Origin of the sequence: Clostridium sp. cel8, assembly GCF_014050525.1 — a bacterium.
Classification (GTDB): Bacteria; Bacillota; Clostridia; order Clostridiales; family Clostridiaceae; genus Clostridium_B.
On sequence record NZ_JACGAG010000002.1, the window covers coordinates 285,253 to 299,595 of the forward strand.

General features: G+C 25.9%; 13 protein-coding genes. 8 read left to right on the plus strand and 5 right to left on the minus strand.

The genetic code is table 11. The annotated features are described in order from the left end of the window. Positions 1 to 51 precede the first annotated feature (51 nt). Positions 52 to 528, minus strand: a complete 477-nt coding sequence (locus H2684_RS03475) for a PTS sugar transporter subunit IIA (protein WP_182087989.1) — start codon at positions 526 to 528, stop codon at positions 52 to 54. 221 nt (positions 529 to 749) lie between these two features. Continuing rightward, positions 750 to 3,707 (minus strand): sigma 54-interacting transcriptional regulator, encoded by a 2,958-nt coding sequence (locus tag H2684_RS03480; protein ID WP_182087990.1) that lies wholly within the window; start codon positions 3,705 to 3,707, stop codon positions 750 to 752. Between the two features lie 365 nt (positions 3,708 to 4,072). On the opposite strand from H2684_RS03480, the gene H2684_RS03485 reads away from it, so the two are divergent. The 4 genes from H2684_RS03485 (at position 4,073) to H2684_RS03500 (ending at position 6,609) form a co-directional block, all read left to right on the plus strand. Next, on the plus strand, positions 4,073 to 4,216 hold the full coding sequence (locus H2684_RS03485) for a cyclic lactone autoinducer peptide (RefSeq protein WP_182087991.1): 144 nt from the start codon (positions 4,073 to 4,075) through the stop codon (positions 4,214 to 4,216). Between the two features lie 75 nt (positions 4,217 to 4,291). After that, positions 4,292 to 5,623, plus strand: a complete 1,332-nt coding sequence (locus tag H2684_RS03490; RefSeq protein WP_182087992.1) for an ATP-binding protein — start codon at positions 4,292 to 4,294, stop codon at positions 5,621 to 5,623. Continuing rightward, positions 5,616 to 6,173: an accessory gene regulator B family protein gene (locus H2684_RS03495; RefSeq protein WP_182087993.1), complete on the plus strand. Its 558-nt coding sequence runs from the start codon at positions 5,616 to 5,618 to the stop codon at positions 6,171 to 6,173. Before H2684_RS03490 ends, H2684_RS03495 begins: the two co-directional genes overlap by 8 nt. A 277-nt stretch (positions 6,174 to 6,450) precedes the next feature. After that, on the plus strand, positions 6,451 to 6,609 hold the full coding sequence (locus tag H2684_RS03500) for an aspartyl-phosphate phosphatase Spo0E family protein (RefSeq protein ID WP_182087994.1): 159 nt from the start codon (positions 6,451 to 6,453) through the stop codon (positions 6,607 to 6,609). Positions 6,610 to 6,837: 228 nt separating this feature from the next. Here H2684_RS03500 and H2684_RS03505 read toward each other — a convergent pair whose 3' ends face one another. The 3 genes from H2684_RS03505 to H2684_RS03515 all read right to left on the minus strand — a co-directional run bounded on the left by H2684_RS03505 (position 6,838) and on the right by H2684_RS03515 (position 10,508). Then, entirely contained in the window at positions 6,838 to 6,993 is a 156-nt protein-coding gene (locus tag H2684_RS03505; protein WP_182087995.1) for a hypothetical protein, read from the minus strand. A gap of 145 nt (positions 6,994 to 7,138) precedes the next feature. Beyond that, a complete protein-coding gene (locus tag H2684_RS03510) occupies positions 7,139 to 8,428 on the minus strand; it encodes a glycoside hydrolase family 18 protein (protein WP_182088006.1) in 1,290 nt (429 codons plus the stop codon). 82 nt (positions 8,429 to 8,510) lie between these two features. Beyond that, positions 8,511 to 10,508 carry a methyl-accepting chemotaxis protein gene (locus tag H2684_RS03515; RefSeq protein ID WP_182088007.1) on the minus strand — a complete coding sequence of 666 codons (1,998 nt, stop codon included), beginning with the start codon at positions 10,506 to 10,508 and terminating at the stop codon, positions 8,511 to 8,513. A gap of 280 nt (positions 10,509 to 10,788) precedes the next feature. Here H2684_RS03515 and H2684_RS03520 point away from each other — a divergent pair, with 280 nt between their 5' ends. The 4 genes from H2684_RS03520 to H2684_RS03535 all read left to right on the plus strand — a co-directional run bounded on the left by H2684_RS03520 (position 10,789) and on the right by H2684_RS03535 (position 14,343). Further along, positions 10,789 to 11,310, plus strand: a complete 522-nt coding sequence (locus H2684_RS03520; RefSeq protein ID WP_182088008.1) for a sigma-70 family RNA polymerase sigma factor — start codon at positions 10,789 to 10,791, stop codon at positions 11,308 to 11,310. Then, a complete protein-coding gene (locus tag H2684_RS03525; protein ID WP_182088009.1) occupies positions 11,300 to 12,331 on the plus strand; it encodes a DUF4367 domain-containing protein in 1,032 nt (343 codons plus the stop codon). The genes H2684_RS03520 and H2684_RS03525 overlap by 11 nt, the downstream gene beginning before the upstream one ends. Before the next feature lie 50 nt (positions 12,332 to 12,381). After that, positions 12,382 to 13,818 (plus strand): cation:proton antiporter, encoded by a 1,437-nt coding sequence (locus H2684_RS03530; RefSeq protein WP_182088010.1) that lies wholly within the window; start codon positions 12,382 to 12,384, stop codon positions 13,816 to 13,818. A gap of 150 nt (positions 13,819 to 13,968) precedes the next feature. After that, positions 13,969 to 14,343: a GntR family transcriptional regulator gene (locus H2684_RS03535; RefSeq protein ID WP_182088011.1), complete on the plus strand. Its 375-nt coding sequence runs from the start codon at positions 13,969 to 13,971 to the stop codon at positions 14,341 to 14,343.

The window sequence follows — 14,343 nt, forward strand, 5'->3', positions numbered from 1 at the left end:
CATTACCCCTTTTAAATTATTTATTTAAATTCTCTTTAAGAGAATTAAATACTAAGAAATTTTTATATCTATTTTATTTAATAAATTATATATACTCTCCGCATCATCCTTTTCAAGTATACTTTCCATTGTTTTTTCATCTTGAATAAGATTCATTAATTGCTGAAGCATGAGTATCTGACTATGAGGTTTATCTAGTGCCATAGTAAACACAATGTTTACATCTACCTGTCCACTACCATCCATACATCTGAATGTAACTGGATCTTTTAATGTCATTACAGAAATTGCAGGTTTTAATACATGTATTGCATCAGTATGTGGTATGGCCACATTGTATTTCCCAATTCTAAGCCCTGTTGGAAACACTTTCTCTCTTTCAATTAATCCTTCTAAAAATGATTGTTTTACAAAATTATTAGAGTATAACAACTTAAAAGATGCTTGAAATATATCTTCTCTAGTTTTTGCCTCTAATTTATTTATTATCAAATTCTTCTTCAAATAATTTCTAATACTCTCTGCCACAATATTCCTCCTTTCCATAGCCTTAAGAAAATTTATTAACGTTTTCACAATATTTATATAGCAACTGTCATGCCAAACTCATACAAATCCTCTGAAGTCTTTATTTTAATACGTTTACATAAAATATAAAACAATATATTTCACTAATAAATTCTACATATTTTCAATAAATAATTAAAATTTGTTATATATTGTGTAATATATTGTTGTTTTTATAAAAACTACTTTACAATATGCTTATTTATTTCCTCTAATATTAATTCATTATTGTCCATATCTTTTATATTATCTATTAAACTAGTATTCTTTATAGTTTTATACAACTTTAAGAATATCTTCTTATGTGCTGTGGTAAGTGCTAACATAAATACAACTTTAACAGTATTTATACTATCCCATTTTATAGGATTCTTAAATATCCCTACTCCTATTGCAGGTTTAATTATATTTTTATCATAACTTCCATGGGGTATAGCTACACCATTTCCTATATAGGAACTTCCAAGATCTTCTCTATCTAATATATTTCCATAAAAGTCGTGGTTTACAAACCCATGCTTTTCCATAGTTCTTGCCATTATATTTATGATTTCTTCTTTTGAACTCATGTAATGAAATACTCTTATAATACTAATATCAAACATATCCTTTAAATCAATATTTAAATTTGAAACTTGTTTTTTATCTTTTATTTTCTTAATAATTAAATCCATTTTTTCATTATTCAAAAGTTCATCAAGAGATATAAAAGGTATATCTGAAATTTCAGGATTTATAGTACCTACAATTGCTACTACTTTCTTATTTAAAGTAATATTTCTTATTCTCTCAAACATATTTTCTCCATCTTCGATAAGTCCTACATTTATTATTTCTATATCTTTTCCTCCAATTTCCTTAAGTCTATTTGATATCATCTCTTTTATTTTTACGGCAGTTCCCATTCCAGTAATACAAGTAGTTATTATGACTTTTTCCTTTATATTTGAATTTTCTATATCATTATTTCTAAAACTTCTTGGAAGTATTCTTTCTAAATCCAATAGCGATTTAAAAACTGAATCCAATGTTGATGTGCTTTGTACTGATTTTCTAAGTGCTTCTAAAACCATTAATGTATCAACTCTTGAAACTATCTTAGTTGGTATTCCTAGTTCTTTAGTTATAAGACTTCCAAAAGTTATAAGTGAACCCATATCAACTAAAATTATTATTCCTTTTCCCATATTTACCTTCTTGGCTGCATCTTTTACTTTTAAATAAGCTTCTTTAGGTTTTTCATCAAGAGCCATACTTATTGCAACACCGTGATCTACCCCTATTATAGATTGTGCAACTCTAAGCATTGATTTTGATACTTCTCCATGAGTAACTACTATAACTCCAACCTTGCTTTCACCAATAGGTGTCTTTTTATTAAAAAATTTATTTAAGTATAATGCTATAAATCCTGCCTCATCTTCTGGAAAATCCATTTTTAGTTTCATACTCATTATATTTATTATTTTTAGTGCTATTTTAAATTCTTTGATGTATTTCTTACTTATACTACTTAATTTTGGATTTACAATAGTCTTTCCATTTCTCAATCTTCCTATAGCCGAATTTATATGTAAGCATAGTACATTATAAATAGAAAAATTAAAAGTCCCTATTTCTGATACAAGTAACCTTTTAATATCATTTACTATATCTATAGTTTCTTTTCCAACTATATCCTCAAGAAGTCGCTTAGACATTCCAGAATATTTTTGTACTATATCATTTGCATAATTTTTAATCTTATCTTCAAGTTCTTCTGAAACTATATTCTTAATTTCTGACATAGGTACTCCATTTTGCTTAAGTTTTTCTATTCTCTTTTCAACAAAATCGTATATATTATATTTAATTATGCTGTATCCATCATCTTCCACTCTATCTTCATTACTATCTATATGTATATCTTCTATATTCGCCATATTAAAATCAAAAGATTTTTCATTTATATAATTCAATTGTTTCTTTATATGACTTGGAAGATCTTCTATAGAAACATTTACATTACTATCATTCCTAGAAATGGAATTTAAAAAGGACCTTGCACATATAACTTGTATATCTGACTTTAATTGTCCTATATTACCAGGACATTTATAAAATAAAAGACTCTTTACAATTTCTCCAGACACTATGAGTAACTTATTTATTCGTTGAGCCTCTAATTTTAAAAATTTATTTATGAGCTGCATTCTCTCAATTACAGGTCTCTCTTCCAAATCTGGTATTTCTATAAGAACTGGAATTCTTCTTCTAAATGTATTTAGCAAGTTAGATTCTATATTTTCTGTAGTAGCACCTATTATCATTACATTTACTTTTCTAACTACATCTGTTTCTCCAAGTCTATTAAATTCACCTTTATCAATTATTCTAAAAAGTATCTCCTGGCCTTTAGGAGGAAGTCTATGTATTTCATCTAAAAAAAGCATCCCACCATCTGCCTTTTCTATAAGTCCTCTTTTATCAGAATCTGCACCTGTAAAACTTCCTTTTTTATATCCAAATAGTTGTGATACAAGTAATTGAGGATTATCTCCATAATCAGCACAGTTAAATGTAACAAATGGAACTTCTTTTTTCCTAACACTTTTAGCAAATAAATTCATCTGTTCAACTAATTGACTCTTTCCTACACCAGTATTTCCAACTATTAATGTATGAAGTCCATTTTTGGGATACATTACAGCCGCTTTAGCAAGTTTTATCACATGATTCAAGCTTCCCTTATTTCCAATAATATTATAGAAAGGGTCATTTGACTTCGTGCTATATTTTATGCTATATTTTGTACGATTTCTTCTTGTTATAATTCTATTTTCAGAGCTTTCATATTTATTTCTTATTTCTTCAATAAAATTCTTATATCTATTTAATCCAAATGTAGATATCTTAAATCCCATCTTATTGAGTTCTATACACAATTTTCTATTTGATAAACCTTTATCTTTAGACAATAGACTTTCTATTGAACTCAATAAAACCTTCTCTCTTCTTTCTAGATAACTAGGTATATTGTATTGTTGTCTTAGCTCATTTACTTTTTCTCTAGATATTTTGAGAACTTTAGAAATTTGTTCATCTGTAAGGGGATTTTTTTTGTCTTCATTTTCTACAATAGAAATAAGTTCTTCAATCATATAAAATCACCTCTTAATTCTATAATTAGCAAATTTCATACCTTATTTATTAATTATTAATTAAAAAATATTCATATCAAGCTATATCAAGTGATATACAATGTATTATCATCATATTTTACATAAAATATAACTTATCATATAATTGATTTATATCCTTATAATGATATCATTTGTGAAATTAGTTGTAAAATAAATTATAATAAAACTATATGTCAAAATTAATTAACATGTATTTCATTTTTATCCAAAATAATATTATTTTTTGAGATAATTAGGAAGGAATTTTTAAATTACTATAGAATGTATATAATTGTAGAATGTATTAATTACATTTAAAAAACATATCATAGGAGGTTGTTAAAATGAAATCTTTAAAAAATTTCTTAGTAAAAAGTTCAATGAAAATGTTAGGTTCTACAGCTTTGATTCTATCTTCACTTGTAGTATGTTCAACATCTATTATGAGTGGATACCAGCCTAAATGTCCTGATGAACTTTTGAAATAATTAGATTAGTTTTCATAAAGATTATAATTATAATCTTTATGAAAACTTTTCAGACATATGTAAAGGAGATAATCTATGGAAACAGTAAGAGAATTAATATTAGATTGTATTGAAGCTTTACTTTTACTTGGAATTTTTGAAGCTTTATATGATAGAAAAGGATTTATACAAAATAATAAATTTAAGACAGCATTATTCTGCATTTTATATATTTTTTCTAATTACTTAGGTACATTTTATGTTTCTAAAGTTTATCACACATTAATTGTTTCAATTTTTTCCGTTTTGATATTAACATTAGTAACAAAATCACGGATACTATTTTCATCTATTATCTTCTTTTTATTTATTATAGTAGTTTCTATAACTGAATCTATAGTTGAAATTATAGAAATACTTATATTTAATATAAATTTAAATGAAATTTTTTTTAATTCCAAATATTTGTACATATTTTTAGTATCTACAAAATTACTACAAATACTTATTGTTTTTCTTATCATTAAAAAAAATAAATATTTTGCTAAATTTAGATTATTTCAAGATGACAGTATACTTTTTTCTAATTTGATAATCCAAATAGGTATCTTTAGTATTTTTATATTCAGTATCAATTTTGGTATATTTCATATAAAAAATACTAGAATATACAACATTATCATTTTTTCTATATATTTTTTATTTCTAATATTTGAATTAAAAGAATTAAAAGAATATCATAGAATTGTAAATACTGAAGCAAAATATAAAATTCAAGAAAATCAAATTAAAAATATGACAGAGATAATACGCATAATAAGACAAGAAAAACACGACTTTGCAAACCATATAAATGTAATATGGGGTTTATGCCTATTAAATAAAGAAGATACTGTTGAAAAAATAAAAAATTATGTATCTGGAATTTCAGATTCAGTACATTCATCTTTCAAATTTATAGAAACTGGAAATGATTATCTTAATGGTCTTATATCCATAAAAAACAATTATGCAGCAAACAACAATATAGCTTTTGATATATTTATTGAAGAACCTTTTAGTTCTCTTAAAATAAATGAAAATGAATTAATAAGTATTGTAAGTAATCTTATAGACAATGCATTCGAATCTTTTCAAATTAAATCAGATATTAAAAACAAAGAAATTTCAATGTGTACTTTTATTGAAGATAATAAGTTCTATATTGAAATAGGAGATAATGGGGACATGATACCTAAAAACATTCAGGATAAAATCTTTCAGCGTGGTTTTTCTACAAAAATTTCTCAATCAAGTGATCATGGATTTGGACTTTATATCACAAAACAACTTGTAGAAAAGAATAATGGAAGAATATTTCTCGAAAGTAATCCAGAGAGTACAACATTTTCAGTTGAATTTAAAATGGAGGAATTAGACAATGAATAACATAGCAAACTTATTAGTTAATATGATTTCCAAATCTAATCCTGAGTTTTCAGACCTTGAGCTTAAAAAAATGGAATATGGTTTGGTATGTTTTATGAATGAAATTACAAAATTTATCCCGTATTATATAATATTTTGGATATTATCTCTTGAAAAATATTATTTAATATGTATTTTATTTTTCTGCCCTATAAGATTATTTTCAGGTGGATATCATGCAAAAACATATTGGGGATGTTTTTTTATTACATTTATAATTTTTCTTTCAATAGTTATTTTTGGAAAATATGTTGTACTTGAAAACAAAGTATCAATATTAATATTAATTATTTCGTTAGTATTTATTTCTATATTTGCCCCTGTTGATAACATAAATAAACGAATAAAAAGTGAAAAAAGACGATTTAATCTAAAAATAATTTCAATTATAGTTACTTTAATATTAATTATACTATGCTATTTTATACCATATAAATTTTTAAGTACAGCTGTAGCATCAATTACAAGTGCAACAATAATGATGATAATAGGAAAATTAAATATAAAATAATAAATATAAATGTAACAGGTAATATATTCACTGTTACATTTTATTATTATACTATATAGTATAGTCGTAATAGCTATTTTTATAGAATTTTATGTAAACTTCATATAAGTAAATGTTTTAAAAACATAATTATCTAAATGATTTTATAAAATTTTTCAATTTTATAAACATCAATCTTCTTTTAATATTATTTTATACAAATATTTCATTTGAATATATTACTTTTATATTATATAATGTAAAAGTTAGTAAAAATATAGTAAGGATGTTATTATATATGGATAATTTATTAGAAGAATTGAGAAGTAAATTAAATTCAATGATTTCTTCAAATGAATATACATATGAAGAAATATTAAAAGTAAGTCAAGAGTTAGATTTTCAAATTGTGAATTATTATAATAGTAATGTAAAAAGAAAACAAATGGCAATTTAAATAATCTAAAATATTTTTACAATCTAGTCTTACTCGCTAATTATAAAACAACATATAATTATGGAAATGCATTGTACACTCTTTATTTAATAATTTACTACATTTATTGCATTGCTTTATAAAAAAATTTCTAATTTTATCTAATTATTGTATATCGCAATACCTATAAGCATTTCCAGTATCTATTTTTTATATTAAACTTTCTACTACTTATTTCCTACTCAATCCTCAATTTATTTTTTTACAATAAGTATCAGTTATTCTGTTTATTCGTCTTCTGTTTGGACATCCATAGCAGCACATACTCATTATGAGCTTTTCTTTTTTCACAACCTCATAAATTTTACATTTACAACATTCCTCTGGGTATTGTCTTTTATTCACTATACCTCCTCCAATCGAATAAAAATATTAAAGTTAATTATTATATAATTATTTCCATATATATGATATTTAAACAAATATACACATTAACAAATTTAAAATAAAAATATAACTGGAAATATAAATTCCCAGTTACATAAATTTATCAACCTATAACTTTTTCTATGAAAAACATATTATCAAGCACTTGCCAATTTTGAGGAAAACTCTTTCCAAGTGACCAATAGCTTACCCCTCTTAGGCCATATTCACTTGACAATTTATATTTTTCATGCACACTTCTTGCATCTTCAAACCATACTACATGTTCTCTACCTTCACTATCAAAGTAATTATAATATGGTGATTGTGCTTTTTCATCATACTTTATATTGGCTCCAACTTTTCTAGCTCTATCAATTGCCTCTTGATTTCCTATGCTCTCTGCAAACTCTCCACCTGGTGAATATGGAAGTGTCCAATCATACCCGTAAAGAGGCATCCCCATAAATATTTTGTTTCCCGGTATTTCACTTACTGCATAGTCAATTACTTTTCTCACCTCATTTATTGGTGCAACTGCAAGTGGTGGTCCTCCAGACCAACCCCATTCGTATGTCATTATTATTACAAAGTCTACTATCTCTCCCTGTGATTTATAATCATGTGCTCCATGCCATGCGCCAGTTGTCACATCATATATCTTTGGAGCAAGTGCTGTACCTACTACATATCCCATAGGATGAAGCCTTGCAACTAATTTTCTTAGAAAATTATTATACTTTTCCCTGTTTTCTGGAGAAATCCTCTCAAAGTCTATTACAACTCCATAATAGCCTTTGTCTTTCATTGTCTTTACTATATTATCTATAAGCGTCTGTTGAAGTTTATTGTCATTCAATATTTTATTTATCAAATCTGTATCAAAGTTTTTTCCAGATATATTAGTTACCGAAAGAAGCGGTGCAGTATTAAACTTTCTTGCCGCATTTATAGCAGTATTGTCATCTAAAGGTGTTATATTTCCATCTTCAGTTACATGATGACTAAAAGGTGCTATATAAGTAAGATACTCACTTACTCCATTAACTATCCTTTTATCCCTTTCAGCATTAAGTGGTTGTATAAATGCATTAGTTTCAATAAATCCATATTCCTTTGATTGTGCAGGGATTACTATTGTCATACCTGGATAAATTTGAGCTGGATTTAAAATATTATTTTCTAAAATTATACTTTGTGAAGATACATCAAATTTTTCTGCTATAGACCATATAGAATCGCCTTGTTTTACCACATATTCTTTTGAAACTCCAGGGACTACAAGAGTTTGTCCTATTACCAGACTTTCAGATGGATTTATCTTATTTGCAGATATTATATTATCAGTTGTTACTCCAAATTTCTGTGCTATAGACCATATAGAATCTCCCTGCCTTACTACATATATATTCAAAATAGCAACTCCTTTTATTATTACTATTAAATAATATATTCATTAATCATATATTTGGTTCTAATACAAACAAAACCATCCTTTAAATCTTAAACTTTTCAACAAGCTCCTTTAATGTTTTTGAAAGTTTAAGCTGACTGTCCGAAGCAGATTTTATTTTAATTACAGAATTTGATGTTTCCTCTACATTTTCTTTTATAATCCCCATATTTTCAGCAGATTTCTGCATATTCTTAGATACATTGTCAACAGATTCACTTACATTATCTATTGTAGCATTTAATTCCTCTGACATAGCTGCTATTTCTTCTGACATCTTACTTATAAAATCTGAATCACTATAATATTGATTTCCTATACTTTCAAAATACTTCAATTCAGTTATAATCTCCTTATTCACAAAATCCAGTATATCATTGCTATTGTCAGCATTCATCTTAAATGCATTTTTGACTTTTGAAATTTTTTCTTTAATCTCGGAAACAGATTCTTTTGATTGTTCTGCAAGTTTTCTTATTTCCTCTGCCACAACTTTAAAGCCTTTACCATGTTCTCCTGCTCTTTCTGCTTCAATAGCTGCATTTAATGCAAGTAAATTGGTTTGTTCAGATATATCCGCAATAGTATCCGCCATATCACCTATATTTTCAACTATTTTTGCATTTTCAATTGACTCAATGATATTTCTTTCTTTTTGAGAATACATATCTTTTATCTTTTTCATAGAATTCTTACTTTTAGATTGCATATCAATAGACCTATTCTTAGAATCATTTGCACTATTACTTCCATCTATTGATTTCTGTGATAACTCATTTATACTTGCATTTACTTCTTCCACCGATGCAGTAACTTCCTGAGATGCTGCACTTGTTTCTTGTACTCCTATTGCTATATTTTTTATTGCTACATCAATTTTTTGAGATTTTATTGACAAATCTTGTACCATTTTGGCAAGTTCAGAACTTATTTCATTTATATATTTTGAGTAACTTAATATTTTTTTGATAAGTTTTACAAGTTCTACATGCATTATCTTAAATGAATTAGAAAGTCCACCTATTTCATCTTTATATACAGCAAATTGTTCATAATTTTTTTCATCATAAGTAAGATCAAAATTTGATATTCTATCTGATATGTGAGATAAAGCAATTATTGGTTTACTTATATTATTTCCCCAATATATAGAAACAAAAATAGCTATAATAAGTACAATTATAATTATTGTAACCAAATATAAAAACAAATTCTTCACTGATTTTGTAATTTCAGATGTTGGAACAGCTAAACCAACAATCCAATTTGCACTTGATATTTTTGATGTTACAAAATATTTTTCCTTCCCATCATAATCCTTTAATTTAGTGAAATTATTTTTCAATATTTCAGAAATTTGTCCATTCATGACTTCATCTACTTTTTTAAGTCCATCTTTTGTAGGTTGAAAATTTTCATTCTTATGTACTATAAAATCACCATTACTATCTATCAAAAATCCATAACTATTATTTACAGGCTGAGCTTTTTTAACCATGCTTGTAATAAGGCTGATATCAATATCATATCCTAGAACTCCTACAATCTTATTATTAATTGTTATAGGTCTTGATATTGTAACTATACTTTTATTTGTACGAGCATCTATATATGGTTCAGTATAAATAAGGCCATTTTTCTGAATAGCTTTCTTATACCAAGTTCTTTTAGTACAATCAAAATCTGAAGGTGGAATCCATCCTGATCCATCTAGCATAACTTTATCTGAAGTACTCAAATAAGCATCTATGGTGTTTGAATTGTTTTTCACCTTTTTAGTTAAATATGAAAGAATCTTAATTTTGTCAATTTCATTCATATTCTCTATTGAATCCCCTATCTCATTGACTATTTTACCCTCACCTTCTAGCCATCCATTTATTTTCGCAGCATACTCATCTGCAGACACTCTCATAGTACTTTTTGATTGATTCATTATTGAGTTGTATACTATAAAACAACTTACTAATGATACTACCATTAAACTTAAAATACATGTTAACAATATAGTTAAAGTTACTTTTGTTTTAATACTTTTCATATGTACACCCCTAATAAAATTAAATAATAATTATATTATTTATATATTATATATATTATTTTTAATAAATTTTCAACAAAATTTACTTTTTTATGATAATATATCATTTCTAATGAAATTATTATACATGAAAATAGTAAATCTATAAAGTATTTTAAATATGGTTTGCTAATGAAAACTTAACTATTATGTACTATAATATAAATATATTCTAGTTTATAAATCAGCAAGGAAGCATAAAACAAATATATTTCGTCTAATATATGGAAAGGAGCGTAAGTTGGAGAAAGAATTAGAAAGATTGATGAACTCTTATGGAAATGATGTGCTCAGAACAGCTTTTATGTATCTAAAAGATAAACATTTAGCTGAAGATGTATTTCAAGAAGTATTTATAAAAGTTTACAAAAACTTTCACAAATTTAATGGACAGAGCAGTGAAAAGACATGGATAATTGCAATTACTATAAATACTTGCAGAGATATACTTAGAAGCTCTTGGATTAAAAGAGTACTTAGATTTCAAGATCCTGAATACAAAATACTAAATATTAAAGAAAACTCCATTGATATAGATAATAAAGCAATTAGTAATATAGAAAATCAAGATTTACTAAAACAAGTTATGGACTTACCTAAAAAATATAAAGAAGTTATACTTCTTTATTACTATCAAGAACTATCTACTCGTGAAATAAGTAAAATCTTAAATGTGCCTGAAGGTACTGTTAGAAGCAGACTTTATAGGGCAAGAGAGTTATTAAAATATAGCATAGGTGGTACTATTGAATATGAAGGATAATATGAAATTTTTTAGAGATATGGCAAATTCCGCTTTAGATGATTTACATGTAACGGAGGAATTAAAAGAAAAAACTTTAAAAAGGTGTAAAACAAACTATAAAACTAAAATTAGGATAGGCATGAAACCTAGCTTTTTAGCAGCTATATGTGCTGCACTATTTGCATTTACAACAACTGGTTATAATAATTTATTTTCAAAAAATATAAGCAAAAAATATAACCTCAGTATATCAACTACTGAACAGAAATTAGAAGATATAGGAAACATAATAAAGAACTCAATTATCAATCCATCTTCCAATGAAGATGATTTAAAATCCGATTCAACAAATAATACAAAATATTCTTACAATAAAAATCTAAATAAAGATAGCGAAAATACTAAAAATACTAAAGACACTAAAGATATTAAGGAAAATATCACAGAAGACAAATCCAACCAAAATTTAGAAAAAGCATCTCAGATAAAAATCACAAATAAAGAATCTAATGAAAGCAGTAAAATTTCTGAAAAAAATGTGATAGAGGAAAACACTACTGAAGCAACAAATGATCAAAATCCTCAAATATCAACTGAAAATAAAGAGATTAATGAAAAAGAAGATTCAACTGAAAAAGATCAATCTAAAGACAAAGTATCTTCTTTATCAGAAGCACCTGAAGTAATAACTATAAGTGATGCCGAAAAAAGTTTTGATAGTAAAGTATGTGTACCTTCATATATTCCTGATGGTTTTAATTTAGATAGTATAGATTTGCCTGATAATGATAGTGAAAAATTTGTAGTAATGAATTATTCTTCAGATAAATCTCATTTTACTATACGTCAAGATAGAAATATAAATTTCAATAACAATGTTGGTGAAAAAATATACATAGGTGCAATTAGAGCATATTGTGTATGGGTTGAAAACTGCAGTGAGTTTAGAATATCATGTAATAAAAATAGTATACAGTATGTTATTCAGGGAAATCTATCTAAAGACACACTAATTAAAATATTGACCTCTATTAATTAGTACCAGAACCCTTTATAATATAAAATACATCATTAGGAGGATTAGACACAATGGAAGAAGCTATTAATTTTCAGTCCATTTTAATTATTTCACTGCTGGCATTTGTAACGCCATTAATAATAAATTTTATAAAGAGAGTAAATATTCCCTTCGTTGTTGGAGAAATATTTGTTGGAATAATCGTTGGAAAAACTTTTTTAAATGTAGTTCATGAAGATATATGGATTTTATTTCTTTCCAATTTAGGATTGGCATATTTGATGTTTTTAAGTGGTCTAGAAATAGATTTTTCTCAATTTTCATCAAAAAAAGATAATAAAACAGTGAAACAACTAGTTATATGCATTTTTATGTTTATAATCTCACTAGTTATTTCTTACTTTCTATCTATTTTTTTAGTTAAATTGAATATTATAACAAATATTTATTTTTCTACTTTTATGCTAACTGCAACAGCCCCTGGACTATTACTTCCAGTACTTAAGGAGAGGAATCTATTAAATTCTGATTACGGTCAGACTCTGTTAATCTTTTCCTTAATATGTGAATTTTTATGTTTAATATCCATAACTATACTGTCAACATTTGTTGATTCAGGATTAAGTTATAAAAACTTTCTATTCACAATTTTGCTTTTAGTAGCATTCTTAATCTATATGTTTATAAAAAGAGCTCTGCCAAGGCTGCCACTTATGGCTGAAAACTTCAGTGGATTACATATAGAGGTACGTGCTGCCTTTGCTCTTATAATAATTCTTGTGTCTGTATCTCAAGCTTTGGACACAGAAATTGTGATGGGGTCATTTTTAGCTGGTGTAATTTTTTCACTTATTTCAGTGCATAATAGAGAATATTTAAAAGAAAAGTTAGATATAATTGGATACGGATTCTTAACTCCTATATTTTTTATAGATTTAGGTGTAAATCTAAACTTAAAGCCAATTTTTAACGATTTAAAAACTTTAGCAATGATTCCAGTGCTACTTATTGTTCTCTATATAGTTAAATTTGTTTCATCACTTCTGTTGTATAAGTTATTTGGATGCAATAAAACTATATCTGCAGGATTTATACTGTCCAGCCAACTGAGTTTAATGATAGTTGCATCTAACATTGCCTATGAGCTAGACGTACTAAGTGATGCAACATATTCACTATTTATAATAACTACTATTATATCTTGTTTTATATTTCCTCTTCTATTTGATAAAATTTTGAAAATAGATGAAACTATTGTAAATAAATCTTCAGGAATAGATAAAATATGTATACATGAAAGTATTCTATCAAATCCAGATCTTTTTAATAAGTCCATAAAAGATATAGAATTTCCTCCAAACTGTAGAATATTTCTAGTAGTTAGGGATTCAAAAGAAATTATACCAGATGGAAATACTGTGCTAAAAGAAAGTGATATATTAGTTTTAGGTGGAATAAAATCAAATCAAAGAGATATGATAGCTCTTATAACAAATCAAAATAGATAAAAATAGATAATAAAAAATAAATGAGTGTAATCTCATTTATTTTTTTATTAAATATTGACAATTAAAACAAAATTGTATATACTGTATATATTCAAATATATACAGTATATATTCAAATATATACAGTATATACTTAACAGGAGAATTATAATGAAAATAATTATTTCAAATTTATCAAAGGATCCTATATATGAACAAATTACAAGACAGATAAAAGACAATATAATAAAAGGAACTATAACTCCAGGAGAAATGTTACCTTCTATAAGAAGTCTTGCAAGAGAATTAAAAATAAGTGTAATAACTACAAAGAGAGCTTATGAAGAACTTGAACGAGATGGATTTATTGAAACTGTACCTGGTAAAGGTTCTTATGTATCTTCTTTCAATAGAGAATTTTTAAAAGAAAAAAAGATTAAATCAATAGAAGATACAATTTCTAAGGCTGTAGATGAAAGCAAACTTATAGGACTTACAAAAGAAGAGCTGAAAGAAATGATAGATGTTTTATATGACAACATATAG